Annotated in this window: 16 protein-coding genes; 7 read left to right on the top strand and 9 right to left on the bottom strand. The window is 71.6% G+C overall.

What is annotated here, in order from left to right; all coding sequences use genetic code 11:
- Window positions 1–82: 82 nt before the first annotated feature.
- From A3Q37_RS01720 to A3Q37_RS01740, 5 genes are all read right to left on the bottom strand, one after another.
- Window positions 83–1,138 (bottom strand): NADP-dependent oxidoreductase, encoded by a 1,056-nt coding sequence (locus A3Q37_RS01720; RefSeq protein WP_065476587.1) that lies wholly within the window; start codon window positions 1,136–1,138, stop codon window positions 83–85.
- Window positions 1,135–2,862 carry an NAD(P)/FAD-dependent oxidoreductase gene (locus A3Q37_RS01725; RefSeq protein ID WP_065476590.1) on the bottom strand — a complete coding sequence of 576 codons (1,728 nt, stop codon included), beginning with the start codon at window positions 2,860–2,862 and terminating at the stop codon, window positions 1,135–1,137. The genes A3Q37_RS01720 and A3Q37_RS01725 overlap by 4 nt, the downstream gene beginning before the upstream one ends.
- The gene (locus A3Q37_RS01730; protein ID WP_065476593.1) at window positions 2,859–4,559 is read right to left on the bottom strand and encodes an NAD(P)/FAD-dependent oxidoreductase; all 1,701 of its coding nucleotides are present in this window, start codon (window positions 4,557–4,559) and stop codon (window positions 2,859–2,861) included. The genes A3Q37_RS01725 and A3Q37_RS01730 overlap by 4 nt, the downstream gene beginning before the upstream one ends.
- Window positions 4,549–13,935: a non-ribosomal peptide synthetase/type I polyketide synthase gene (locus tag A3Q37_RS01735; protein WP_065476600.1), complete on the bottom strand. Its 9,387-nt coding sequence runs from the start codon at window positions 13,933–13,935 to the stop codon at window positions 4,549–4,551. The genes A3Q37_RS01730 and A3Q37_RS01735 overlap by 11 nt, the downstream gene beginning before the upstream one ends.
- A 61-nt stretch (window positions 13,936–13,996) precedes the next feature.
- Window positions 13,997–14,938 carry a sterol desaturase family protein gene (locus A3Q37_RS01740; protein WP_079137604.1) on the bottom strand — a complete coding sequence of 314 codons (942 nt, stop codon included), beginning with the start codon at window positions 14,936–14,938 and terminating at the stop codon, window positions 13,997–13,999.
- A gap of 556 nt (window positions 14,939–15,494) precedes the next feature.
- On the opposite strand from A3Q37_RS01740, the gene A3Q37_RS01745 reads away from it, so the two are divergent.
- Window positions 15,495–16,706, top strand: a complete 1,212-nt coding sequence (locus A3Q37_RS01745) for a cysteine desulfurase-like protein (RefSeq protein ID WP_065476603.1) — start codon at window positions 15,495–15,497, stop codon at window positions 16,704–16,706.
- Window positions 16,707–16,798: 92 nt separating this feature from the next.
- Here the strand turns inward: A3Q37_RS01745 and A3Q37_RS01750 are convergent, their stop codons facing one another.
- Window positions 16,799–17,857, bottom strand: coding sequence for a MerR family transcriptional regulator (locus tag A3Q37_RS01750; protein ID WP_065476606.1), 1,059 nt, complete (start codon window positions 17,855–17,857; stop codon window positions 16,799–16,801).
- Window positions 17,858–17,970: 113 nt separating this feature from the next.
- Between A3Q37_RS01750 and A3Q37_RS01755 the strand changes: the two genes are divergently transcribed.
- Window positions 17,971–18,522: a DUF4383 domain-containing protein gene (locus A3Q37_RS01755; RefSeq protein ID WP_255311704.1), complete on the top strand. Its 552-nt coding sequence runs from the start codon at window positions 17,971–17,973 to the stop codon at window positions 18,520–18,522.
- Here A3Q37_RS01755 and A3Q37_RS01760 read toward each other — a convergent pair.
- The gene (locus tag A3Q37_RS01760) at window positions 18,497–19,339 is read right to left on the bottom strand and encodes a DUF1206 domain-containing protein (RefSeq protein WP_079137605.1); all 843 of its coding nucleotides are present in this window, start codon (window positions 19,337–19,339) and stop codon (window positions 18,497–18,499) included. The two genes, A3Q37_RS01755 and A3Q37_RS01760, sit on opposite strands and share 26 nt — an antisense overlap.
- A 186-nt stretch (window positions 19,340–19,525) precedes the next feature.
- Here A3Q37_RS01760 and A3Q37_RS01765 point away from each other — a divergent pair, with 186 nt between their 5' ends.
- From A3Q37_RS01765 to A3Q37_RS01775, 3 genes are all read left to right on the top strand, one after another.
- Window positions 19,526–20,104 carry a fasciclin domain-containing protein gene (locus A3Q37_RS01765; RefSeq protein ID WP_065476609.1) on the top strand — a complete coding sequence of 193 codons (579 nt, stop codon included), beginning with the start codon at window positions 19,526–19,528 and terminating at the stop codon, window positions 20,102–20,104.
- Between the two features lie 60 nt (window positions 20,105–20,164).
- A complete protein-coding gene (locus A3Q37_RS01770) occupies window positions 20,165–20,674 on the top strand; it encodes a MarR family winged helix-turn-helix transcriptional regulator (RefSeq protein WP_065476612.1) in 510 nt (169 codons plus the stop codon).
- Window positions 20,675–20,836: 162 nt separating this feature from the next.
- The gene (locus tag A3Q37_RS01775) at window positions 20,837–22,957 is read left to right on the top strand and encodes an MMPL family transporter (RefSeq protein ID WP_065476615.1); all 2,121 of its coding nucleotides are present in this window, start codon (window positions 20,837–20,839) and stop codon (window positions 22,955–22,957) included.
- 18 nt (window positions 22,958–22,975) lie between these two features.
- On the opposite strand, the gene A3Q37_RS37075 is transcribed toward A3Q37_RS01775, so the two are convergent.
- Both A3Q37_RS37075 and A3Q37_RS01785 read right to left on the bottom strand, forming a co-directional pair.
- On the bottom strand, window positions 22,976–23,605 hold the full coding sequence (locus A3Q37_RS37075; protein WP_176711323.1) for a hypothetical protein: 630 nt from the start codon (window positions 23,603–23,605) through the stop codon (window positions 22,976–22,978).
- A complete protein-coding gene (locus A3Q37_RS01785; RefSeq protein ID WP_065476618.1) occupies window positions 23,605–24,132 on the bottom strand; it encodes a DoxX family protein in 528 nt (175 codons plus the stop codon). Before A3Q37_RS01785 ends, A3Q37_RS37075 begins: the two co-directional genes overlap by 1 nt.
- Window positions 24,133–24,382: 250 nt before the next feature.
- Between A3Q37_RS01785 and A3Q37_RS01790 the strand changes: the two genes are divergently transcribed.
- Window positions 24,383–26,398, top strand: a complete 2,016-nt coding sequence (locus A3Q37_RS01790) for an NADPH-dependent 2,4-dienoyl-CoA reductase (protein WP_065476621.1) — start codon at window positions 24,383–24,385, stop codon at window positions 26,396–26,398.
- 57 nt (window positions 26,399–26,455) lie between these two features.
- Entirely contained in the window at window positions 26,456–26,989 is a 534-nt protein-coding gene (locus A3Q37_RS01795; protein ID WP_065476623.1) for a PadR family transcriptional regulator, read from the top strand.
- The last annotated feature ends 2 nt before the right edge of the window (window positions 26,990–26,991 follow it).

Below are 26,991 nucleotides of genomic sequence, written 5' to 3' on the forward strand. Positions count from 1 at the left end.
GGCGATTCCTTGGAGTCGGTCTCGGTCACCTTGCCTCCCAGGGTGGGGATTTGCGTGGATGCGATGTGGGCCGCGCTCAGAGTCAGAGTTCGACCAGTACCTTGCCTCGGGTGGCCGACCTGTTGCCGTAGAGGCTGCCGTAGGCGGCGGGGATCGTGTCGAAGCCGTGGTGCACGGTGTGGTCGCAGACGACCTCGCCGCGCCGGACCCGGCCGCCCAAATCGGTGTGCAGGGCCTGCCAGTTGCTTTCGGTGAACCACTCCAGGGAGAAGATGCCGCGGACCGTGGCGCGCGGGAACATCAGGTAGGGCAGCAGCCGGGGGCCCGTGTCCTGGTTGCCCACCTGGGTCGCCCACTGCCAGCACACCGCCACCTGGCTGCCGATGTTGAGCATGGGGAACACCGCGTCGGTGACCGTGCCCCCGAGGTTGTCGAAGTACCGGTCGACGCCGTCGGGGGCCGCCCGGGTCAGCGCCTCGCGCACGGTGTCCGCGCCGTCCCCGTGGCGGTAGACGATCACCGCGTCGAACCCGAGCCCGGTGAGGTAGTCCGCCTTCTCGGGGGACGAGGTGGTGCCGATCACCCGGGCCCCCGCGAGCGCCGCGAGCTGGCCGACGAGGGCGCCCACCGCGCCGGAGGCCCCGCTGACCACGAGCGTGTCGCCGGGGCTGATCGTCATGTACTTGGAGAGGGTCCCCCACGCGGTCATCCCCGGGCCGCCCATCACGCTGAGGGCCGTCGACAGCGGCAGGTCGTCGTCGTACCAGCGGGGGTCGAGCCTGCGGTACGCCGGGAAGACCATGGGAAACGTGCCGGTCTGCCAGAGTTCGGGGGCGCCGGTCGAGATCACATGCGTACGCCAGCCGCCGAAGCCCTGGACCAGGTCGCCGACGCGGTGGGCGGCGCGCGGTCCGGCCTCCACCACCTCCATGATCGAGTCGGCGCCCATGTGCCGGCCGATGGGGGTGTCCAGGGCGATGCCCTGGAGGTAGGGGTCGACGGAGACGTACAGGGTGCGCAGCAGCATCTCGTCGGGGGCCAGCGTGACGTCGACGTGTTCCACGACCTTCTCGTAGACGCGGCCCACGTCGGGTACGCCCTCCATGTGTTCGCGGACCACCCATTTCGCGGTCTTCATGGCTTCCTCTCCGTCGGCGCGGCGGGGCGGATCGGCACGGGGATGACCCGGTGGGTCGGCGGGGGTGCGGTGGGGTCGACCGACGCGGTGAAGGGCTTGCCGTCGTCGCGGCAGACGAACTGCATGACGTGGCGTCCGGCGGCGGCGGCCCGGATGAGGCCGCCGGTGGTGGCCCAGACCCCGGACTGGTAGAAGTCGCGCAGCCCGGGAAGGCCCGGGCCGTGCTTCTTGACCAGCTCTTCGAGCTTCTCCCCGCTCTCCACGAACGGCTGCCAGCCGAGCACGGTCCCGTCGTAGTTGCCGGTGTAGCGGACCTGGGTGAGGGGGCTGGAGACGTCCCGGACGACGATCGCGTCCCGCAGGCCGGGGTGGCGCTGTTCCAGGAAGCCGACGAGCGCTTCGCGGGCCCGCCGTTTCGCCGCGTAGTAGCCGCGCCCGTGACGTACGGGCAGGGTGTGCAGTTCCTGGCCGCCACGGGTGCGGGTGACCTGTTCGGGGCCCTCGTCCAGGGCGCGCCAGGGGGCGATGTCGCAGAAGTAGGTGGCGTAGACGACGGTGGTGCCGTCCGGGGACAGCTCGGGGTAATGGTGGCTGCGGAACTGGACGTTGATGCTGGGGTGGCGGATGCCGGTCAGCTCGGCGGCCAGGGCCTCGTCGATGAGGTGCGTGGTGCAGGGGTCACCTTCGGGGAAGGGGCGGGAGAGACCGAGGAAGAGGGTGAAGTAGCCGGGGAAGACCATGCCGGGTTCATGGATGGTCTCGGTGTAGAGCTTGCGGTAGTCCTCGCCCAGGTAGGCGCCCTTCAGGAATTTCATCGTGGTGGTGTAGCCGTCGCAGGCCGACACGACGATGTCCGCGCGCAGTTCGCCGCCGTCGCTGAGCCGGACGCCCACCGCCCGGTCGTCCTCGACGATCACCGACTCGACCTTCGTGTTGTACGTGACCTCGCCGCCGAGTTGCCGGTAGCGGGCCTCGATCGATTCGGCCAGGCCGAGGGAGCCGCCCTCGGGGACGCCCGCGGAGAGGTTGGCGTGCGAGGCGAGTTGGAAGTGAAACGGGAGGACGGGGAAGGCCGGGTGCTTCTCGTACAGGATGAAGTTGAACGCCTCCCGCAGGAGGGGGTCCTTGAACCGCGCCGAGAAGTCGGTCATCAGGACGGTGATCGAGGTGCGTACGGCGTTGAAGTACGGCAGGAACGAGGCGAGCATCCGCCAGCGCTCCCGCCGCCCCATCAGTCCGACGGGCTTGAGGAAGGGGTAGACGGCCAACGCCTTGCGGAAGCTGCGGAGTTGTCCGCAGAATCTCCGTACGAGGCGGGCGTCGGCCGGTGAGATGCCGATGAGGTGGGCTTCGAGACGGTCCGGGTCGGAGTAGAAGTGGACGGCCCGCCCGTCGGTGCCGCGCACGATGTTGAAGACGTCGAAGTGGCGGATCTCCTTGCCCTGGAGGGCACCGAGCTCCAGCCAGATCTGGTGCATCTCGTTGCCGGGGCCGCTGCCGAGGAGCCAGCTGACGCAGGCGTCCAGGGTGAAGCCGCCGCGCTCCCAGGCGGTGCAGCAGCCGCCGGGGATCTCGTGCATCTCCAGGACGCGGGTGCGGTAGCCGTTCATCCGGGCGTAGCAGCCGGTGGAGAGGCCGCCGAGCCCGGCCCCGATGATGATCATCGTCTCCCGGGGGCTGCGCGCGCCGCCGTCTCGCCGGGGCCTGCTCCTGTTGCCGCTCATGAGTTCTCGCCCTCGCGTGCCGACCACCGGTCGAGCTGCGGCAGGTGCCCCAGCTTTCCGGGGTGCCACGGTTCGTCGCCCTTGCTCTCCCAGGCCCGGAATTCCAGGCCGAGTTCGCGGCAGAGGTACTGGACGGCGAAGCGGCCGGTGGAGGCGGCGCGGATCAGACCGCCCATGCCGACCCACTGGCCGGCCATGGAGAAGCCGCTCAGTCCGGGCAGCCGCATCCGGTCCTTGCCGACCAGGCGCGCGGCGACGTCGTCGGCGTCGGAGAAGGCCTTCCAGGCGAGGATGGAGCCGCCCAGGTTGCCGGTGTAGCGGTGGGTCGTGGCGGGCGTGGCGACCTCGACGATCTCGATGCGGTCGGCGATGCCGGGGGTACGGCGCTCCAGGAAGTCCCGGACGAAGTCGGCGACTTCGCGTTTGCGGCGGCGGTATTCCTTGCGGTTGCGGGTGCGCAGGTCCTTCCAGTGGGCGTAGTCGCTGAAGTAGGTGCAGTGCAGGACGGAGCGGCCGGGTGGCGCGAAGCCTCCCGAGTAGCGGGAGCGGGCCTGGACCACGAGGCTGTCCTGCAACGCGCCGGGGAGGTGGTCCGCGTCGGCCGGGCCGAGGAGGTGGGTGGTGCTGTGCGCCTCGTCGGGGTCCAGGTCGCCGCGCAGGCCGACGAAGGCGGAGACGACGGCGGGGAAGAGGGTGCCGGGACGGTGGAGGAGGTCGGTGTAGAGCTTGTCGATGCGGGGGCCGGTGTACCGGCCGCCCAGGAGCCCGTAGACGGTGGTGTGACCATCGCATGCGGAGACCACATGGTCGGCGAAGTACCGCTTTCCGCCGCGTAGTTCGATGCCGATCGCCCGGTCGTTCTCGACCAGGATCCGTTCCGTCCGGGCCCGGTAGGTGATCGTGCCGCCCAGACTCCGGTAACGCTCCTCGATCGACCGGGCGAGGCCGAGCGAACCGCCTTGCGGGAAACCGGCATTGCCGTGGTGGGCGGCCGCCATGTTGAAGAGGTACGGCAGCAGCGGGAAGCCTCCCGGGTCCTGGAAGAAGATGTTGCGGAACGCCTTGCGGAGCAGCGGGTCCTGGAACCGGTCGGCGAAGGCGTGCATCGGGGTCGCCGCGGTCCGCCAGAACAGCCGGAAGGCGGGGAGCACCGTCCGCAGGGTCTCGGCCCGTTCCCGTACGGTCCGCAGGGCGGGCGCGGTCAGGAACGGGTACAGCTCGATGTCGATGAACCGCCGCAGGTCCCGGGTGAAGGCCCGGATGTGCGGGGCGTCGGCGGGCGACAGGTCCAGGAGGTGGGCCTCCAGGCGGTCGGGGTCGTTGTAGAACGTCACCGACCGGCCGTACTCGTCCTCGACCTTGTTGAACAGCTCGAAGTTGGTGACGGACTTGCCGTCCAGCGCGCCGAGTTCGGCCCACACCTGGTGGGCGTCGTTGCCCGGGGCGGTGCCGATGAGCCATTCGATGCAGTAGTCGAAGAGGTAGCCGTCCCGCGACCAGGCGGTGCAGCAGCCGCCGGGCAGCACGTGCTTCTCGAAGACGCGGGTCCTGGCACCGCTCATCTGCGCGTAGCAGCCGGTGGAGAGGCCGGCCACACCCGCACCGACGACGATGACGCGGGGCGGGGTGCCGGGGGTGCGTTCCCTGGTCGTCCAGTCGGAGGACTCCGTGGGGGCGGTCCTGTTCTCAGCCGTCATGGGGCACCTCCCCGGCGATGACCGAGCGCACCAACTGGGCATTGCGCACCAGGTGTTTGGCGTCGAGCATGTCGGCGTGGACGCCGGAGCCGCGCAGTACGGCGGTGGCGCCGGTGGAGCTGCCGTGCCAAGTGCCGTGTTCCCCGGCGGCGTACAGGGCGGCCTTCTCCTCGTCGGTGATGACGGTGACCGTCGCGGCGACGGTGCCGGTGTTGGGGGTGCGCCCGCAGAAGGCGAGGTATTCGGCGGCGTGGGCGAGGGTTTCGTGGGTGACGGCGTCGGATCCGGTGTGTTTTCGTACGTGGTCGGCGAGTTCGGCCTCGAAGGCGGCGATGCCGGAGGCGTCCGGTTCGTAGGCGGTGAGGATGCGGCGGGAGTCGAGGATGACGACGTGGGCGACGCGGCGGCCCCGCCGCTCCAGCTCCTTGGCGGTCTCGAAGGCGAGGTTGCCGCCGAGGGAATAGCCGAGGAGCAGGCACGACCCTTCGGGTTGGTCGGCCTCGATCAGGTCGGCGTACCGGGCGATCTTGTCGTCGCCGGGGAGGTAGTTGAAGCCGATGACGCGGTGGTCGGGGAGCTGGGCGGCCAGGCCCCGGTAGACGAGCCCGTGGCCGCCGGCGGGCGGGAAGCAGAAGAGGGTGGGGTGCTGTCCGGCGTTGAAGGTCAGGCTGGGCAGCTCGTCGGCGCTCGCCCCGAGCAGGACGTCCTGCACCGTGGCGGCCATGCCGTGCAGGGTGGTGACCTGGTAGAGCCTGCTGACGGGAACGCCGATGCCGAACTCGGTGCGCAGGAGGTGGAGGAGTTCGATGAGCTTGATCGAGCTGCCGCCGAGCTCGAAGAAGTCGTCCTCCAGGCCCACCTGTTCGCGCCCCAGGAGTGCCTTCCAGTGCCGGGCGACACTGGTCTCGTACAGCGTCACGGGTTCTTCGTGCGGCCGGTCGCCCGCCTCGGCGCCGGGTGCGGGCAGGGCGGCCGTGTCGACCTTACCGTTGGCGGTGAGCGGCAGTTCGGGCAGCTCGGTGAAGTGCGACGGGATCATGTACGAGGGCAGTGAGCGAGCCAGATGGCGGCGCAGCGCCCGGACGTCCAGGGTCGCTCCGGCCTCCGGTACGCAGTAGGCGCAGAGGGCCTCGTCTCCCCCGGTGTCGGTGCGTACGGTGACGACGGCCCGGGCGAGCGGCGGCCACTGGGCGAGGTGCGCCTCGATCTCGCCGATCTCGATGCGGTGGCCGCGCAGTTTGATCTGCCCGTCGGTCCGGCCGAGCAGATGGACGCGGCCGTGCGCGTCCCAGCGGGCGATGTCGCCGGTGCGGTAGAGCCGTTCGGGGCGGGCGTCGGCGGCCATGGAGAGCGTACGGGTGATGAAACGCTCCTCGGTCTGTTCGAGGTCCCCGGCGTAGCCGAGGGCGACGCCGTCGCCGCCGATCCAGAGTTCGCCGGGCACACCGGGCGGGACGGGCTCGCCGTGGGCGTCGAGGATATGGAGGGAGCTGTTGGGCAGGGGGCGGCCGATCGGGACCATCGCGCCGGGCTCCAGGTCGTCGACAGGCCCCTCGAAGTACGCGCTGTCGATGGTGGCCTCGGTGAGGCCGTACGAGTTGACGAGCCGGGTTCCGGGTCCGCACAGCTCGGCCAGCCTGCGGTACTCGCCCACGCTCCAGGCGTCCGAGCCGACCACCAGCAGCCGCAGGAAGTCCAGCCGCAGTCCTTCCCGTGTGCAGTGGTCCATCAGTCCGCGGACGACGGCTGGCACGAACTCGGCGCAGTCGACGCGTTCCTGACGCATCGTACGGTAGAGGCGTGTGGTGTCGAAGAGGAGGTCGCGGTCGGCCAGGACGAGCGTGCCGCCCGAGCACAGGGCGCGCACCAGGTCGCCGGTGAACACGTCGAAGGAGGGTTCGGCCATCTGGAGGTGGGTTCTCACGTCCGTGTCCAGCCGGTACGCCGCACGCCATGCGGCCTGGGCGGAGGCCAGGTTGCGATGGCTGACGCGTACGGCCTTGGGGCGGCCGGTGGAGCCGGAGGTGGTGATGACGTACGCGGGTGAGTCCGGGGCGGCCGGGGCCGCCGGGCCGTCGGGGTGCGGTTCGGTGCGGGCGAGGGCGGCGAGGGTGAGCGTCGGGACGGTCAGTGCTCCGGTTGCCCCGGGCCCGGAGTCGTCGGCGACGAGGACGAGCTCCGCCCCGGTGGCCGATACGAGGTGGGCGAGCCGGTCGGCCGGCTGGTCGGGCCGGAGCGGGAGATAGGCGGCGCCCGCCTTCAGCACGGCGATCAGGGCGACGATCAGCTCGGGCGACTTGTCCAGGCTGAGCACGACGACCGAGCCTTCGCCGATCCCGAGCGTCCGCAGGCGAACGGCGGTGTCGGCGGCCCGCCGTTCCAGTTCCGCGTACGTCAGCCGGTGTGCATCGCCGTGCGGAGAGGGAGTAATGACGGCGACGGCCGTGGGGTGTTCGGCCGCGGCGCGGGCGATCAGCGCGTGGACCGGAGTGAAGGGACCGTCGTCCTGGGGGCCGTTGGACGGCAGCGCCGGACGGCTCCACTCCCCCACGAGCCGTTCCCGCTCCCCGTCGCCGAGCATCGCCAGCCGGGAGGCGGACTGTTCGCCCGGTGCGCGGGTCATCCGGTCGAGGAGGCGGGTGTAGTGGGCGGCCATGCGGCGCATGGTCTCGGGGAGGAAGAGGTCGGTGTTGTACTTGAAGACGCAGTGGAACCGGCCTTCCGCCTCGTCCTCGTAGACGGACAGCGTTATGTCGAACTGGCCTTCCTCCTCCGGTAGTTCGATGTACTCCAGGCGGTACCCGTACTGCTCGGTGGCCACCTTGTGGGTGAGGAGGATGAACATCGCCTGGAAGACGGCGGAGCGGCTGGGGTCGTGCTGGAGGCCCAGCTCCTCGACGAGGAGGACGAAGGGGTACTCCTGGTTGTCCAGACCGCCGAGCACGGTCCGGCGGACCTGTTGGAGCAGTTCGGCGACGGTCGGGTCGTCGGACAGGTCGGCGTGCAGGGGCAGCGGGTTGACGAAGTAGCCGTAGACGGAGGCGAAATCCTGCCGGGTGCGGCCGGTCACCGGGCTGCCGACGACGATGTGGTCCTGCCCGGAGTAGCGGTGCAGCAGGAGGTAGTAGGCGCTGAGCAGCACCATGAACGGGGTGACACCGTGTGTCCGGGCCAGGGCATGGACGCGGGCGCTCAGCGCGTCGTCGAGGACGAAGAACTCCGAGGCCCCGTTGTGGGTCTGGACCGCCGGGCGCGGTCTGTCGACGGGGAGGTCCAGGAGCGGGACCTCGGCCGGCAGATGGGACCGCCAGTAGTCGAGCATGCCCGCGGCTTCGGGTCCGGCCAGGAAGGCGTTCTGCTGGTTGAGGAAGTCGAGGTAGCGGGCTTCGACCGGCGGGAGCCGGTGCTCCTGGTTGCGGCGCAACGCCTCGTAGACGGCGAGGAGTTCGTCGATGAAGGTGAAGGTGGAGATGGCGTCGGAGACGATGTGGTGGACGGCCTTCATGATGATCCAGCGGTCCGGCCCCCGTTTGAAGAGGCGGAAGCGGATCAGCGGGTCGTGGGCGAGGTCGTAGGGCTTGCGGTACTCCTCGACGATCGTGGCGTGGATGGTCTCCCAGTCCTCGCCCTGGACGTCGAAGAGGGCGAGGTCGGTCCTGGCGTCCTCGGAGACCCGCTGCACGGCCTGCCCGTCCGCCAGAAGGAAGTTGGTGCGCAGCGCGGGGTGGCGGGCGATGAGCCGGCGGACGGCCTCGAACATCAGATCCGGTTCGAGGGCGACGTTCACCTCGACGGCCCCGCCGATGTTGTACGCGTAACCATCGGGGTTGAGGTGCTTGAGGAACCAGAGCGCCTTCTGGTTCTGGGTCAGCGGGTACTGCCGTTCGTCGCTGTGGAGTTGGACCGCGCCCGCCGTTCCTTCGGGGTCTGTCGTGGATGCCAGGGCACTGATTCCGTCGTGGAGCTGCGCGGCGAGTTCCCCGGCCGGGGTGCCGCTGAGCAGGGCGACCACGGGCAGGGCGACGCCGAGTTCGGCGTGGATCCGGGCCCGTAACTCCATGGCGAGGAGCGAGTCGAGGCCGAGTTCGCCGAGACCGGTGGCGGGGTCGATACGGTCCGCGCCGGTACGCAGGACGGTGGCGGCCAGGGCGGCGAACCGCTCGGCGACGAGGGCGCGTCGGGCCTCGTCCCCGGCCGTACGGAAGGTGTCGAGGAACCCGTTGCCGGAGGCGGTCTCCGCGGGCGGGGCGGCGGCGGCCGCGAGGTCGGCGACCAGCGGCGGCGGGGACGGGTACCAGGCGAGGAAGACCTGCCAGTCGACGACGGTGGCGACGACGAGCTGTGCGTGGTCCTGGCCGATGACGCGCTCCAGGACGGCCATACCCGTGTCCGGGGAGAGCGAGCTCATGCCCCGGCTGTGCAAGTAGTGCTCGACCAGGCCGAGTTCCTCGATCATGCCGGTGGCCCAGGGGCCCCAGTCCAGGCTGAGCGCGGGCAGGCCCTGGGCGCGGCGGTGGTGGGCGAGGGCGTCCAGGAAGGCGTTCCCCGCGGCGTAGTTGGTCTGGCCCGCCGTGGTCAGCAGGGAGGCGATCGAGGCGAACAGCACGAAGTGGTCGAGAGGTTCGTCCCGCAGATGCCGGTGCAGCAGGTGGGCTCCGACGGTCTTGGGGTCGTGGACGGCGTCGAAGGCGGCCCGGTCGAGATCGGCGACAAGAGTGTCGCGGACCTGGCCGGCGAGATGGAACACCCCGCGTACGGGCGGTGCTCCGCTGCGCCGGTGGGCGTCGAGCCAGCCGGTCAGGGCGTCCTCGTCGGTGATGTCGAAGGCCGCCGGGACCGGGTGTGCGCCGAGCGTCTCCAGCTCGCGGAGCAGGGCCACGGCCCGGCCCTCGGCGGTGGCGGGGTCGGTTCCGGCCCACTTCTCCCGGGGCGGTACGGGGGTGCGCCCGACCAGGACGATCCGGCGGGCTCCCCGGCGTACGAGCGTGCGGCACAGCAGCCGGCCGAGCGCGCCGAACGCGCCGGTGACGAGGTAGCTTCCGTCGGCCCGCAGGCGCAGCGGCAACGGCCGGGTCAGGTCCCCGGCGGGGCACAGGCGGCCGGTGCGGCGGCCGCCGTCGCGCAGGGCGATCTCCGCTTCGTCGTCGCTGAGCGCTTCGGCCAGGAGTGCGGCGGCCTCGGCCCGGTCGCCTTCGGGGCCGGGCCGGCGCCGGGGGTCGAGGTCGATGAGTTTGCCGGGGTGGTCGGTGAGTTCCTGGTGGCGCAGGACGCGGCCGATGCCCCAGGCGGGTGCTCCGAGGGGTTCGGGGGCTTCGCCGGGCAGGGCGGGCTGGGCGCCTCGGGTGACGATGTGCAGGCGGCCCCCTTCGCCCCGGGAGGACAGCTGGCGGGCGAGGGCGATCAGGGAGTACGCGCCCGCGCCGGTGTGGTCCGCGAGGGCGGTCCGGTCGCACGCGGCGAGGGCGGGGGCGTCCAGGTTCCACAGGTGCAGGACGGTCCCCCGGAAGGGCCCGCCGTCGCGGTCGAGGTCGGCGAAGAGGCGTCGCAGGTCGGTGTCGGACGCGGGGTCGACGGTGTAGGTGCGGCCGTCGGCGGAGGCTGTGTAGGCCGCGCCCCGGTGCACCAGGCGGCAGCGTTCGCCCCGGGTCTCGGCCAGGGCGGCGAAGGCGTCAGCGAGGCCTCCGGTGTCGGCGAGGAGCAGCCAGCTCACGTCCCGCGCCGGGGCTGCGGTGTCCTCGGCGGGCAGCGGCGGGCAGTCGGTCCAGACGGGTTCGGCGAGCCAGGAGTCGATCGTGGTGCGGGCGACGGCGGTGGCGGCCTTCTCGACGTCGGCGGCGCGGAAGCCTTCGATACGGCCGAGGGGCGTGCCGTCGTCGGCGTACAGGGCGATGTTGCCGAGGGTGGTGTCCGCGTCGGCGGGCAGCAGGGTGGCGTGGGCCCAGAAGGGCTGGTCGCCGATGGGTTCGAGGGCGACCTCGTCCAGAGAGAGCGGCAGCCTGATCCCGGTGGCCGGGGCGGGGTCCTCGGGGGCCACGGGGATCAGCGGCGTCAGGAGCGTCTGGAAGCAGGCGTCGAGCAGGACGGGGTGAAGGTGGTGGCTGGCGGCGTCGTCGCCGATCGCCTCGGGCGGGCGGATCCGGGCGAGGACCTCGTCGGCGCCGATCCAGACCTCCTCCACGGCCTGGAAGGCGGGCCCGTAGTGGTAGCCGAGGGCGGCCAGCGCGGTGTAGCAGTCGGGCCCTTCGAGGTGGCGGCGGGATCTGGCCCGGATCGCGGGGGCGTCGAGCGGCGGAGCGGTGCGGCGGCGCTGGCCGGTGCGGACGATTCCGGCGGCGTGGACGGCCCGTTCGCCGTCCTCCCCGGTCGGGGAGGCGATGGTGAAGGCGGCGTTCTCCAGGGAGAGGGACACCTCCACGGTGCGGTCCTCGCCGTCGGGCAGGAAGAGCGCCTTGCGCAGATCGATGTCGGCGAGGACGGCGGTGGTGCCGCCCGTGAGCCGCAGGACGGCCTGGGCCGCCATCTCCAGGTAGCCGGCGGCGGGGAAGACCACGGTGTCCTGGATGCGGTGGTCGGCGAGGTAGGGCAGGGCCTCGGTGTCCGGGCGGGCCTGCCAGGTGGGTTCGGTGGCGTCGGTGCGGCGGCCGAGGAGCGGGTGGTCGCGGTGGCCGAGCCGGACCTGGGCGACCGGGCGGGGCTCGGTCCAGTGGCGGTCGCGGCGGAAGGGGTGGCGGGGCAGGGTGACGGGCCGGCCGGTGGGCTGGAGCAGGTCCCAGTCGACGGGGACGCCGAGGGTGTGGAGCGTACCGAGGGAGACGGCGAAACGCTCGGTCTCGTCCTCCTTGCGGCGGATCGAGGGCAGGGTGAGCGCGGACCTCCCGCCCGCGTCGAGGCATTCGCGGATCGCGTGGCCGAGGACGGGGTGCGGGCCGATCTCCAGGAAGACGCGGTGGCCGTCGTCGGCGATACGGTCGATCGCCGACCGGAAGCGGACCCGGTCGCGGACGTTCTTCCACCAGTAGGCGGCGTCGAGTTCCCCGCCCCGGGCGGTTCCTTCGACACCCGTGAGATACAACGGAACCTGAGCCGCACGCGGCTCCAACGGGGCCAGTTCCGCGAGCAGTTCATCCTTGATGCGTTCCATGCCGACGCTGTGGTAGGGCACTTCGACAGTGAGGAACTTCGCGAACTGCTGCTCGGCCCGCAACTCTTCGGCGAGCAGGGTCAGCGCCGCCTCGTCCCCGGCCAGGGTGATCGCGGTGGGGCTGTTGACGGCGGCGATGGAGACCCGGTCGCTGTAGGGGCGCACCCGGCGCTCGGCCTCGTCCTCGGTGAGACCGACGGCGAGCATGGTGCCCGTGCCGGCCAGGGTCTGCTGGAGACGGCTGCGGTGCACGACGATCCTGGCCGCGTCCCGCAGGGAGTAGACGCCCGCCGCGTGGAAAGCGGCGATCTCGCCGGTGCTGTGGCCGACCACGGCGTCGGGGCGTACTCCGTGGGACCGCCACAGGGCGGCCAGGCCGACCTGTACGGCGAAGTTCGCGGGCTGGGCGAGCCAGGTCTCGGCCATCCGGGAGACGGACTCGTCGGCGGTCAGCTCCTCGACGAGGGACCAGTCGGCGAACTCCCGCAGCGCGCGGTCGCACGCGGTGACGGCCTCCCGGAATACCGGTTCCTCAGCCAGGAGTTGACGGCCCATGCCCCACCACTGGGGGCCCATGCCGGTGAAGACCCAGACCAGTTTGCGGTCGGCGGCGTCCCGGGCCCGGCCGTGGACGACCCGGGGGTGCGGCTCGCCCCGCTCGTGGGCGGCCAGGGCCTCGTCGAGGGAGGCGCGGGAGGAGTGGACGACGGCCAGCCGTTCGGGCAGGTGCTGGCGGCGGTGGGCCAGGGTGTGGCCGAGGTCGTCGAGGGCCACGGCCGGGCCGTCGTCGCCCGCCAGTTCGGCCCGGATCCCGGCCGCCAGCTCCGGCAGGGCCTCCGGGCGACGGGCGCTGAGCGGCAGGATGCTCCAGCGCCGTTCGGCGGCTGCGGCGTTCCGGGGGGCCGGCGGAACGGGCGGCGGGGCCTCCTCCAGGACGATATGGGCGTTGGTGCCGCCGAAGCCGAAGGAGTTCACCCCGGCGCGGGCGGGCCCTTCGTGGGCGGGCCAGGCGGTGGGCCGGGTGGGGATCTCGTACGGCAGGGACGCCGGGTCGATGGCGGGGTTGAGGTTCTCCAGGTTGATGTGGGGCGGGATCGTGCGGTGCTCGATGCTCAGTACGGTCTTGATCAGCCCGGCGATCCCGGCGGCGGATTCGGTGTGGCCGATGTTCGTCTTGACCGAGCCGACGTAGGCGCGGGCGCCCGGGGCCCGTCCGACGGCGAGCGCGCGGGCCAGGGCGTTCGCTTCGATCGGGTCGCCGACGGGGGTCGAAGTGCCGTGCGCCTCCATGTACTGGAGGTCGCCGGGGGTGATGCCCGCCTCGGCGCAGACCCGGCGGATGAGGTCGACCTGGGCGTCGGGGTTGGGCACGGTGATGCCGTTGGTGTGACCGTCCTGGTTGACGCCGCTGGCCAGGATCACCGCGTGGATCCGGTCCCCGTCCCGTACGGCGTCGTCCAGCCGCTTCAGCGCGACGAGGCCGACGCCTTCGGCCCGCACATAGCCGTCGGCGGCGGCGTCGAACGTACAGGAGCGGCCCTCGGGCGACAGGAACCCGCCCTTCGTCTCGGCGACGGTGTACTGCGGGGCCATGTGCAGCAGGGTGCCGCCGGCCAGCGCGAGGTCGCTCTCCCCGTTGTGCAGCGCCTGGCAGGCGAGGTGGACGGCGACCAGGGAGGAGCTGCACGCGGTGTCGACGGACAGGCTCGGGCCGCGGAAGTCGAAGCAGTACGAGATGCGGTTCGAGACCATCGTCATCATGGTCCCGGTCGCGGTGTGGGCGGCCAGCGAGGTGAAGCCGAGGTCGGCGAATTGCAGGATCTTGTAGTCCAGGGTGAACGCGCCGACGTAGACGGCGACGTTGCTCCCCGCGAGGTCGGCCGGGCGCTGGCCGCCGTCCTCCAGGGTTTCCCAGGCCACTTCGAGCAGCTTGCGCTGCTGCGGGTCCATGTGGTCGGCCTCGCGTGGGCTGATGCCGAAGAACGCGGGGTCGAACTCGTCGAAGCCGTCGATGTATCCGCCGCGGCCGCCGACGAGCCGCCCGGGTTTGTCGCGGAACCGGCTGCCGAGCGTGCGGACGTCGTACCGGTCGGGCGGGGTGGGGGTGATGCAGTCCTTGCCCGCCACCAGGTTCCGCCAGTACGTGCGGTGGTCCGAGGCACCGCCGGGCAGGCGGCAGCCCATCCCGATGATCGCCACCTTGTTCCGTAACGCCCGGCTGTTCGCGTCGGCCATTCGAACTCCTCAAGTCGTGGTGCGGTAAGGCGTGGTGAGGCACGTGGGGGGAGCGGGGCTCTCACTCCGGGCCGGGGCGCGGGGCGGGTCCGCGTCGCCAGGGGTGCAGGAGGGCGGCGAGGATTTCACCGGTGCCGGGAAAGGAGGCGGGGTCGTGGAGGCCGACGGCGGTGGGTTCGCGGCCGGGGCGCCAGGTGAAGCTGCCGAAGAGGTGGTCCCAGCACGACAGGTCGGAGCTGTAGTGGCCGGCTTCGGACAGATCGGTGCTGTGGTGCAGTCGGTGCTGCTCGGGGCTGGCCAGCAGATGGTTGAGCGGGCCGATCCGGACGTCGATGTTGGCGTGGACGAAGTAGCCCTGTGCGGCGACGAAGAGTCCGGCCACCAGAACGGCGGGGCGGGAGAACCCGACGAGGGCCAGGGCCAGTTGGACGAGGCTCTGCGCGAGGACGATGTCCAGCACATGGTTGACCCCGTTGTTGGCGACGTTGACCTTCTCCGGCACGTGGTGCACCCCGTGCAGTCGCCAGAGCAAGGCGTTCCGGTGGCCCAGCCGGTGTACGGCGTAGCTCACCAGCGATCCGGTGAGGAGGGCGCCCGGGATCTCGGCCCAGAGGTGGTGGGCCGGCTCCTCGGGCGAGATCAGGCCGACGGCCAGGGCGACCAGCAGTTGCGCCAGTCCGCTTCCGGCCATGGTGAGCAGGAAGTAGATGCCGTACCAACGCCATTCGGCCTTTCCGGGGTGCCAGTTCCGGTCGTAAGGAATCAGCCGCTCCAGGATGGCCAGATAGGCGATCACCCCGATCAGGAAAAGCGGGCTGACCCACGCCGGATCCCATCGCAGGCGCAATGCGAACGCCGCGACGCACACGACCGCGAGAAGGAGTACGGGGTAGGCGACGGCACGGAGAATACGGGAAGCAGAATTCTCTGCGACCCCCTCCCCTGGAACCGAATAGTCGGCCGAATGAATTTCGCCATCGGCGGCGCGCTCGCGCTCGTCCATACGTGACCCCCTACAAGGGAACGCAACCGGGAGAGACCATTTCCTTGGCATCAGCGCAGGCCGGACCGGCTCTGGGAGTCTCGGTGAACTCCTGGGCGACCATGGCCCCGCACTGATGTATTTCAGACACCCGGCTCGGATGGAATTCGGCCGTGGCGTGAACTGATGCCCCCGACCCCATCAGCCCAGATCATCTATTTCCCGATCCCACGGCTTTAATCACGCCCGACGTAGAGAAATCGACCGGGACTTTCTCCACGAAAGGCGATACGGAAAGGATCGCACAACCGAGCGAGGTCACGTTTCGGGGAAATGACTTCGTAGGATCATCTCCAGGTCGGGGGACGGCGCATTCCTGTGCGCCGGGAGGCGAATTCCCGCGCTCGGGCGTGCGTCGGAGCGGGGAGCCGTGCGCCCGCGCGCGAGCGGTGTCGCCGCGTGCTCCTCATCGGGGCGTGCACGGCGGGCGGGCCCCGGGCTCCTTCCGCCGGAGGGCGCCGCCCTGCGATGATCGCGGCGAGATCCGGCAGCCCCACCAGCGAACCGAGGAGCCTCCTTGTCGTACGACGTCAGCGCGGTGCGCGCGCAGTTCCCCGCCCTGCGCTCCGGTACGGCGCACTTCGACGGCCCCGGTGGCACCCAGACCCCGGCCTCCGTCGTCGCCGCGATCGGCGAGGCGATGAGCCGTCCGCTGTCGAACCGGGGCACCACACTGCCCGGCGAGATCAACGCGGAGGAGATCGTCCGGGAATTCCGGCGGGCGATGGGGGATCTGCTGGGCGCGGATCCGGGCGGGATCGTGTTCGGCCGGAGCGCCACCCAGCTCACGTACGACTTCTCGCGCACCCTGGCCAGGAGTTGGGAGCCGGGCGACGAGGTGGTGGTCAGCCGGCTGGACCACGATGCCAACATCCGCCCATGGGTGCAGGCGGCCGAGCGGGTGGGGGCGGTGGTGCGGTGGGCCGACTTCGACCCGGCGACCGGCGAACTGCCCCCGGAGGCCGTCGAAGCGCGGATCACCGGGCGCACCCGGCTGGTCGCGGTGACCGGCGCCTCGAACCTGATCGGCACCCGGCCGGACATCCCGGCCATCGCCCGACTCGCCCACGGAGCGGGCGCGTTGCTGTACGTGGACGGGGTCCATCTCACGGCGCACCGCGCGGTGGACCTGGAGCGGCTCGGGGCGGACTTCCTCGTCTGCTCCCCGTACAAGTTCTTCGGCCCCCACCACGGGGTGCTCGCCGCCCGGCCGGAACTGCTCGCCACGCTCCGCCCGGACAAGCTGGCGCCGTCCACCGACGCCGTACCGGAGCGCTTCGAACTCGGGACGCTCCCGTACGAGTTGATGGCGGGGACCCGCGCGGCGGTGGACTTCATCGCGGGCCTGGGGACCGTAGCGGCCAGTGGGCTCGCGGGGCGTCGTGAGCGGCTGTTGTCGGCGTACGCGGCGATCGAGTCCCACGAGACCGCGCTGCGGGAGAGCATCGAGAAGGGTGTACGCGAATGGGGCGGGGTGACGGTGCACTCGCGGGCCGCCGAGCGCACCCCCACCCTGCTGCTCACCTTCGAGGGCCGGGACGCGGCGGACGCCTACCGTGCTCTCGCTCGCTCGGGTGTGCAGGCACCCGCCGGTTCGTTCTACGCCCTGGAGGCCTCCCGGCATCTGGGGATCGGCGAGAGCGGCGGCCTGCGCGTCGGGCTGTCCGCGTACAACGACGCGGGCGATGTGGAGCGGCTTCTGACGGGGCTGTCGGACTTCCTGGGCTGACGGCGGGCCGTGGGCTTATCAGGCCCTGGCCCCTGCCTGCGCTGACGGAGGGCAGTGGGGCGCGTGTCCGGCCCTGACCTGCCGCACACCCGCTAGAGCGTGGCGAGGGTGTCCACCGCATCGGCCAGCCCGGACAGGCGGCGGGCCCCGGGGGCCCGCCGTCCGGCCCAGCCGGGTCCGGCCACGCAGACGACGGGACGTCTGCGCGCGCCCCGTACGCCCCACTCGATCGCGTCCAACCGGGCCACGAGCGCGGGGCTCGCCGTCGCCCGGGACTGCGCCCAGAGCACCACGGCGGCGGGGCCGGTGCGCCGGACCGCGTCCTCCAGCGCCCCGGCGGGCACGGCGGCGCCGAACATGCGGACCGGCAGGCCCTGTTGGGCGAGGGTCGCGGCGAGTGCTTCCAGGGCGAGGGTGTGGGTCTCGCCGGGCGCACAGGCCAGCAGGGCGAGGCCCGCACCGGGGGCGGGGGTGTGCCCGGCCGCGACCCCGCGCAGCGCGCCGGAAACATGCCACGACAGCAGGTGCTCGACCTCGATGTACCGCTCCCCCGCCGTCTCCCACTTACGGCCCACCGCGTGCAGCACCGGCATCATCACCTCGTCCCAGGCGGCCGGGAGCCCGTAACGGTCGAGCACCGCCGTGAGCAGGTCGTCCAGGGCCGGCGCGTCCAGCCGGACCGCGGCCCGGGCCAGACCCCGGCACTCCTGGCGGGCCCGACCGACCGGCAGCGGCCCGGGAGCCCGCGAAGCGCGCGCCGAGCGGGGCGCGCCCGGGGCGGTGGATGACGCGGCGGCCGACGATCCGGTGTCCGACGAGACGGCGCCCGACGGTCCGGTGTGCGGCTCTCCCCCGCCGAACGATGCGGCGGCCGACGGCCCCGCGCCCGACGCTCCGGCCAGGACCGTGCGGGCAGCCTCGGCCGGGGGCAGGCCTGCGCTCGTCAGTGCGCACATGTTCCGCAGAGCCGCGATGTCCGCCCCGGTCCAGCGGCGGTGCCGGCCGTCCTCCCGCGCGGCCGGGCCGATGCCGTAGCGGCGGTCCCACGAGCGCAGCGTCGTCGGTGCGACGCCCAGGAGGCGGGCCACCGCGCCAGTGGTCAGACCTCCGTCGGCCGGGGCTTCCGGGACCAGATCGCTTGCCGGATCCATAAATCCACCATACGACGCAAAAGCGACGCATGTTGTCCGGCGCATCCCCGAGCGGTTCGCTGAGACACCGGGACAGGAGCGGCAAGAGAAGCGACAAGAGACAGGAGACGGTCATGAAACTGAGCGACGAACTCCCCGTCGACCACTGGCTGGCAACGGTGTACCGGATCGGCGCGGGGCTCTGCGGAGCGATCCTGGTGGTGTTCGGATCTCTCGGCTTCGCGAATCAGCTGAGCTTCTTCACCACCGACGGCAGCCGGATCGCCGGACTGTCGTCCAACGGGCTCCTCAGTCTGATCTCGCTGCTCGTCGGTGCGGTGCTGATCGCCGGGGCGGCGGTGGGCGGCAATGTCGCCTCCACGGTGAACATGACCGTCGGCTCGCTCTTCCTGCTCAGCGGCTTCGGCCATCTCTTCGTCCTGGACCGGTCCGCGAACGTCCTGGACTTCAGCATGCCGAACGTCATCTTCAGCTTTGTGATGGGGCTGCTGATCCTCACGTTCGGGATGTACGGGCGGGTGACCGGCGGCCTGCCGCACGACAACCCGTACTGGCGTCGCCGCCACCCCGAGCAGGCCGCGCGCGAAGCCGCCGCCGCGGGAGGACGGCGGCGGGCGGCCCGCTGCGGGACGGATCCGCTCAGACCTTGCGGTAGCGGGCGTTGAACCAGGAGAACACGCCGAAGGCGACCAGTCCGAGGGCGATGAGCACCAGCAGCCACGGGCCGACCGGGGTGTCGGCGAAGGAGCGCAGGGTGTCGTCCATCCCCTTGGACTTGTCGGGCTCGTGCTCGATGGCGGCGGCGATGGCGAACGCGCCCGCCGCGGCGAAGACGCTGCCGCGCGCCGCTCCGCCGGACACCCCGGTCACGTCCACGGCCCGGCGGACCCGGCGGGACATCTGCGACAGCTTCAGGTGCTTGTGGTACGTGCGCATGACGGCCCGGACCGCGATCCAGAGGCCCGCGCCGGCCACCACGGCGCCGCCGATGCCGACGATCCACTGACCGCCCGGCCAGCCGAGCGCCGTGGCGGTGATGTCCTGCGACTGCTGGTCGGACGAGCCGCTGCCGCTGCCGGAGTCCCCGGCGGCGAAGGACAGCACGGAGTAGGCGGCGAAGGCGTAGAAGACCGCGCGGCCCGCCGCCATGGCCCGCTTGCCGGGCTTGTGCTCGTCGGGTCCGGCCCCGCCGAACAGCGCTTCGGACAGCCGCCAGAGCGCCATGCCCGCCACGGCTGCGCCCAGCGCCCACAGCAGAACCGTTCCGAAGGGCTTCTCGGCTATCTCCGCGATCGCACCACCCCGGTCGGCCTGCTTCCCGTCGCCTCCGGGGAACGCGATCCGCAGGGCGAGGAAGCCCACGAGAACGTAGATCACCCCACGGGCGGCGAACCCGGCGCGGCCCGCCGCCTCCATGGCGTCACTGTTCGCGGCACGCCGTGCCCGGCCACTCCCCTGCGCTGCTGCTGAACGGGTATTCATGTCATCCCGGTTGCCCCCGCGCCGCGGATCAATGCGGCGCATCGAGGCGGCGGAGGTCCCGGGAGGCGGTTTCGACGCAGAATCGACGCGGCAGGCGGAGCGGGCGGACGCGCGTCAGCGTGGGGATGTCGGAGAAGACCCATAGGGGCGACGGTGAAGCCCCCCTCGATCGCCGGAGGAGACATCATGACGATCACCCGTCTACAGCGCACCGCGGCGGCCGCCGCGGCCCTCGCCTTTCCCGCCTCTCTGGCGTTCCTCGCTCCGCAGGCGCAGGCTGCCGCCCCCGCCGACCCGTACGGCCCCGCCTGCGCCTCCGTACCGAAGGAAGGCGCGGGCAGCCTGGAAGGCATGGCGAAGGACCCTGTCGCCACCGCCGCGTCCAACAACCCCGAACTCTCCACCCTCGTCGACGCGGTGAAGAAGGCCGACCTGGTCGACACGCTCAACAACGCGGAGAACATCACGGTGTTCGCGCCGACCAACGCCGCGTTCGAGAAGATCCCGCAGGCCGATCTGGAGGCGCTCCTCAACGACAAGGACCAGCTCACCAAGGTGCTGACGTACCACGTGGTGGGCGAGAAGGTCACGACCCAGCAGATGGAGGACGGCACCTTCAAGACGCTGGAGGGCAGCGACCTCACGACGAAGGGCTCGGGCACCGCGTTCACGGTGAACGACTCCTCGAAGATCGTCTGCGGCGATGTGCCGACGGCCAACGCCACGGTGAACCTGGTCGACACGGTGCTCATGCCGCCGTCCTAGGAACACCGGGACACCGGAACACCGCGCGGCCCCTGAGCGGGGGTTCTATACGCTGAAGGCGTGAGACACGCCGACGACCGACCGACCCGGAGCGGCGCCTCGGATTCCGAGGCGCCGCTCGCAGACCTTCACGCCTTCGCGGTCGAGCTGCGCCGGATGAACGGCGAGATCAACCGGATGACCCACGGTTTCGCGGTGAACCAGCAGCTGCACCCCACGGACGTGAGTGCGCTCGCGGCCATCCTCGACGCCCCGTCACCCCTGACACCGGGGGCGCTGCGGGAGCATCTGGGGCTCACCTCCGGCGCGGTGACCGCCTGTCTGGACCGGCTGGAGCGGGCCGGGCACATCCGCCGGGCCCGGGAGAGCGCGGACCGCCGGGTGGTGCACGTCTACTACGAGCCGAGCGCCCGGACCGTCGCCCGCGACTACTTCATGCCGCTCGCCGAGGCCACGGCACGAGCCAGGGCGCGCTTCGGCGAGGGCGAACTGACGACCGTCCTGCGCTTCCTCGCCGCGATGAACGAGGAGCTGGTGGAGATTCCCCCGGTTCCCCCGACGCGTCGCTGAACTTCCCCTGGTCCCCCCGACGCGTCGCTGAACTTCCCTCGCTCCTCCGTTCCTACGCCCGCCCCTTCACCCCCCGTACGAACTCCCGGGCAGCCGTCCCGTAATGTATTTCAACAATTGAGATTGTTCATCGATGAGACATCTCCACCCCTCGGGAGAGACATGCCCACCCCCGCACGGTCGGTCCGCTGGCTGGTCCCCGTCGTCCTGCTGATCGCCTGGCTCGGCATCGGCGGCGGGCTCGGACCGTACGCCGGAAAGCTCGGCGAGGTCGCCACGAACGACCAGGCAGCCTTCCTGCCCCGGAACGCCGAGTCCACGCAAGTCATCGAAGCCCAGAAGGCGTTCCAGCAGAACGAGACCCTGCCGGTGATCCTCGTCTGGACCTCGGCGGAGAAGGACGCCCCGGTCGACGACGGGCAGCGCGAGGCCGTGACCGGCGCCCTCGCCTCACTCGCCGGGAAGGACGGCGTCGTGGGAACCCCCTCCCCCGCACTGCCCTCCGAGGACGGCCTCGCGCTCCAGGGCATCGTGCAGCTGAGCCCGGATCTCGGGGACGAACTGCCGACGGTGCTGGAGGAGGTCGAGACGGCGGGCGCGTCCGTGTCCGGCACGACGGTGCGGCTCGCTGGGCCTGCTGCCAGTCAGGCGGATCTGTCCGACGCCTTCGCGGGCATCGACGGGCTGCTGCTCGGGGTCGCCCTGATCACCGTGCTGGTCATCCTGCTGCTGGTCTACCGCAGTGTGCTGCTGCCCTTCGTCATCATCCTCGGCGCGGTCTTCGCCCTCGGTCTGGCCTGCGCGATCGTCTACGTCCTCGCCGACCACGACATCGTGCGCGTGGACGGTCAGGTGCAGGGCATCCTGTCGATCCTGGTGATCGGCGCGGCGACGGACTACGCGCTGCTGCTCACCGCCCGGTTCCGGGAGGAGCTCGCCGTCCACGGCGACCGGTTCGCCGCGATGCGGGTGGCGCTGCGCGAGTCCTTCGGTCCGATCACGGCGAGCGCGGCGACCGTCGCGGCAGGGCTGCTCGCGCTGCTGCTCAGCGACCTCACCAACAACCGGGCCCTCGGGCCGGTGGGCGCGATCGGCATCGTCTGCTCGGTCCTGAGCGCCCTCACCTTCCTGCCCGCCGTCCTGGTGCTGCTGGGCCGGAAGGCCTACTGGCCGGCGAAGCCCAGGCCCGTCGACGACCACAGCGCCTCCGGCGGGCAGGATTCCGGCGGGCAGATGTCCGGCGGGCAGGGCATCTGGCACAAGGTCGCGGCCCTCGTCGACCGGGCGCCCCGCAAGGTCTGGGCGATCACCCTGGCGGCCCTGATCACCTGTGCCGCGTTCGCCCCGACCCTCACCTCCAAGGGCGTGCCGCTGGACGAGATCTTCGTCAACGACGCGCCGTCCGTGGCTGCCCAGGAGACGCTGAGCGAGCACTTCCCCGGCGGCTCGGGCAATCCGGCGGTGATCATCGCCGCTGCGGACCGCCTGCCCGAGGTGACCGAGGCGGCGACGCGCACCGACGGGGTCGCCTCGGCCGTACCGGTGAGCGCGAGCGGGCGGCCGGGCGGCGAACCCCTCGTCGTCGACGGCAAGGTCCGTATCGACGCGACGCTTGAAGACGCGGCGGACAGCGACAAGGCCAAGGAGGCGGTGGCCGCGCTGCGCACCGCGGTCCACGCGGTACCGGGATCGGATGCCCTGGTCGGCGGCTACACCGCGCAGCAGTACGACACCCAGCGCACGGCCGAGGACGACCGCACGCTGATCGTGCCGGTGGTGCTGGCGATCATTCTGGTGATCCTGGTCTTCCTGCTGCGGTCGCTGCTCATGCCGGTGCTGCTGGTGGCGACCGTGGCGCTCAACTTCTTCGCCACGCTGGGGATTTCCTCGCTGGTCTTTACCCATGTGTTCGGCTTCAGCGGCACGGATTCGTCGGTTCCGCTGTACGGGTTCGTGTTCCTGGTCGCCCTGGGCGTCGACTACAACATCTTCCTGATGTCCCGGGTCCGGGAGGAGTCGCTGCGCCACGGCACCCGGGAGGGCATCCTGCGCGGGCTGACCACGACCGGCGGGGTCATCACCTCGGCGGGCGTCGTCCTGGCGGCCACCTTCGCGGCGCTGGGCGTGATCCCGCTGGCGTTCCTGGTCCAGATCGCGTTCATCGTGGCCTTCGGCGTACTGCTGGACACGCTGGTCGTCCGGTCGCTCCTCGTACCGGCGCTGGTCCGCGACATCGGGCCGAAGGCGTGGTGGCCGGGGGCGCTGAGCCGCGAGAGGTCCTGAGCAAGGGCCTCAAGCGCCTCAGGGCCGGCGCAGTGCGTCCCCGGGTGCCCAGCCCGGGTCCCGGTAGGCGGCGAGCGCCCAGATCACGAAGATGTCCAGGGCGATGACGATCACCGACCAGAGGGGCGCGTACGGCAGGAAGAGGAAGTGCGCGAAGAGGTTCAGGGAGGCGAAGACGATGCCGGTCACCCGGGCCCATCGCGCCCCCTTGAGCAGTCCCGCCCCGGTGACGGCGACGCAGACGCCGAGCACGAGGTGGATCCAGCCCCAGCCGGTGAGGCTGATCCGGTAGGCGTACTCGCCGACATCGCCGTAGACGTCCCCGTCGGCGAGGGCCGCGATGCCCTCCAGGGCCGCGACGACGCCTTGGCAGAGCATCAGCACGCCGGCGAAGAGCACGCCGCCGGTCACCCAGAGGTTGTCCGGGTCGGGCCCGGCCGGCCCGTCGCCGCGCTGCCACGGCGTATCGCCCTGACCGGGCCCGGGGCGGGGACCCTGGCCGAGACCAGACGGGTCGAGTGGGTCGGGCGGGTCGCCGGCCCGGGAGGGGTCGGCGGCCCCGGAGTCGGCGGCCCGGGCCGCATCGACGGCGCGGGGCGAATCCGCACCCCGGGAAGCATCAGCCGCCCGGGACGGGTCCTCCCCCATCAGGACGTCTCCTGCTTCTGCGCCGCCTGCCCCTTCGCCCGCCTGCCCACCACCGTGGCGGCCGCGACCGCCGCGCCCGCGAAGGACAGCGCGACCATCCACGGGCGGTCGAGGACATGTCCGGTGACATGGTCCAGGGAGTAACGCCCGGGCCCCGTCAGGCCGATGGCCGCGGCGGTGAAGCCGAGGAGCGCCGGGTATTCGTAGCCGCCGCCCTGGGCGAAGAAACCCGCCGGGACGTGCACGGCCACCGCACCCGCCATCGCGGCGGCGGCCGCGGCGCCCGCCGCCGGGGTGGCGAGCCCCAGTGCCAGCAGCGTGCCGCCGCCCGCCTCGCCGAGTCCGGCGGCCACGGCGCTGGGCTTGGGCGGGTGGAACCCCATCGCCTCCATCGCCGCCGTGGTGCCCTGGATGCCTCCGCCGCCGAACCAGCCGGCCAGCTTCTGGCTGCCGTGGGCGGCGAGCACCGTGCCGGTGCCGACACGCAGCGCGAGCAGACCGAGATCACGCCGGTTGAAACAGACCATGAGGACTCCCGGGGCGAGAGGTTGTCGAGGGAGGGGCGAGAGGTTGTCGAGAGAGGTTGGCGAGGCGTTTCCGATACGGATCCCACTCTCGTCGGCAGGGGGTCGGCGGGCGCGACCGACTACGCCGTACGGGGCTCGGCCCAATCACCACACGCCCCGCCGTGCGACGCAGATCATTATGCAACTTGTTGCATAACCGGCTCGGGGTGGTCTACAACTGATCCGACGCCCCCTGCGGAGGAGATCCCGGATGAGCCCCTACCCGACCCTGCTGAGCCCGCTCGACCTCGGGTTCACCACCCTGCCCAACCGGGTGCTCATGGGATCCATGCACATCGGCCTGGAGGAGGCCGAGCGCGGCTTCGAGCGGATGGCGGCGTTCTACGCCGAGCGCGCCCGAGGCGGTGTCGGCCTGATGGTCACCGGTGGCATCGCCCCCAGCGAGCGGGCCTGCTCCTTCCCCGGCGGGGCCAAGATGACGACCGAGGCGGAGGCGGAGCAGCACCGCGAGATCACCTCGGCGGTGCACGCGGCGGGCGGCCGGATCGCGATGCAGATCCTGCACTTCGGCCGGTACGCGCACCACCCCGACCTGGTGGCCCCGAGCGCGATCCAGGCCCCGATCAGCGGGTTCGTCCCGAACGCGCTCACCGACGAGCAGGTCGAGGAGACCATCGAGGAGTTCGTCCGGGCGGCGGAGCTGGCACGGTTCGCCGGGTACGACGGCGTCGAGATCATGGGCTCCGAGGGCTATCTGATCAACGAGTTCATCGTCTCCGCGACCAACCACCGCACCGACCGCTGGGGCGGCAGTTACGAGAACCGCATCCGGCTGCCCATCGAGATCGTGCGCCGGGTCCGTGAGCGGGTCGGCGACGACTTCATCCTGATCTACCGGCTGTCCATGCTGGACCTGGTGCCGGGCGGCTCGACGCTGGACGAGGTCGTGACGCTGGCACGCGAGATCGAGGCGGCGGGCGCGACGATCATCAACACCGGCATCGGCTGGCACGAGGCGCGCATCCCCACGATCGCCACCTCCGTGCCGCGCGGTGCGTTCAGCTGGGTGACCGAGAAGGTGCGCGGCGCGGTCTCCGTACCGCTGGTGACGAGCAACCGCATCAACACCCCCGAGGTCGCCGAGGAGATCCTCGCCTCCGGCCGGGCGGACATGGTCTCGATGGCCCGCCCGTTCCTGGCCGACCCGGAGTTCGTCGCGAAGGCGGCGGCCGGCCGGGCGGACGCGATCAACACCTGCATCGGCTGCAACCAGGCCTGCCTGGACCACATCTTCAGCCTCAAGATCACCTCCTGTCTGGTCAATCCGCGCGCCTGCCACGAGACCGAGCTGGTCCTCAGCCCGACCCGGACCCGTAAACGCGTCGCCGTGGTCGGGGCGGGTCCGGCGGGCCTCGCGTGCTCGGTGACGGCGGCCGAGCGGGGACACGCGGTGACCCTGTTCGACACGGCGGACGAGATCGGCGGGCAGCTGAACGTGGCCCGCCGGGTGCCGGGCAAGGAGGAGTTCGACGAAACGCTCCGCTACTTCCGTACGCGGCTGGCGGAGCTGGACGTCGAGGTGCGGCTGTCCACCCGGGCCGACACCGGGACCCTGGACGGTTTCGACGAGATCGTGCTGGCCACCGGCGTCGAGCCGCGTACGCCCGCGATCCCCGGCACGGACCACCCGAACGTCGTGAGCTACCTGGACGTGCTGCGCGACGGGGCGCCGGTGGGCGACCGGGTCGCGATCGTCGGTGCGGGCGGCATCGGCTTCGACGTCGCGGAGTTCCTCACCGACGGCGGCGACGCGGCGAGCCTGGACGCGGAGACGTTCTTCCGGCAGTGGGGCGTGGACACGGCGTACGAGGACCGCGGCGGGCTGCGCGCCCCCGAGCGGCCCAAGTCGCCGCGCACGGTCCACCTGGTCCAGCGCAGGACGACGAAGGTCGGCGCGGGGCTCGGCAAGACGACGGGCTGGATCCACCGCACCGAACTGCGCCACCGGGGCGTCGAGATGATCGCGGGAGCCTCGTACGACCTCATCGACGACGAGGGTCTGCACCTCACCGTCGACGGTGAGCGGCGGGTGCTGCCGGTCGACACGGTCGTGCTGTGCGCGGGCCAGGAGCCGCGCCGCGAGCTGTACGAGGAGCTGAGCGCGGGGTCCGTCCCGGTCCATCTGATCGGCGGCGCGGACGTGGCGGCCGAGCTGGACGCGAAGCGGGCCATCCGCCAAGGCACGGAGCTGGCCGCCACACTCTGAGCCCGTCCCGGGGCGGGGGCCGTACCACCGCGCGCCCCCGTCCTTAGGATGCACGTCATGTCACTGCCGCACGCGATTCTCACCGCCCTGCTGGAGAAGCCGTCCTCGGGCCTGGAACTGACCCGCAGGTTCGACCGGTCGATCGGCTACTTCTGGCCGTCGACCCACCAGCAGATCTATCGCGAGCTGGGCAAACTGGAGCAGGCGGGACGGATCAGGGCGCTGCCCACGGCGGTGCCGGCCCGGGGGCAGAAGAAGGAGTACGAGGTGCTGCCCGCGGGCCGCGAGGAGCTGGCGGCCTGGGTGGCGCTCCCCGAGGATCCGCGCCCGGTGCGCGATCCGCTGCTGGTGCGGATGCGGGCGGCCGCGGTCGTCGGGACGACCGGCCTGGGCACGGAGCTGCGCCGCCACCTCGCTCTGCACGAGCGGCAGTTGGCGGAGTACCAGGAGATCGAGGAGCGGGACTTCTCCCCGCCGCCGACGACCGACGAGGGGCGGCTGCGCCACCTGGTGCTGCGGGGCGGCATCGACCTGGAGACGTTCTGGATCGGCTGGCTGACCAGGGCGATCGCGGACCTGGACGCCGCCTGACC

Source organism: Streptomyces sp. PTY087I2 (assembly GCF_001687325.1).
GTDB lineage: Bacteria > Actinomycetota > Actinomycetes > Streptomycetales > Streptomycetaceae > Streptomyces.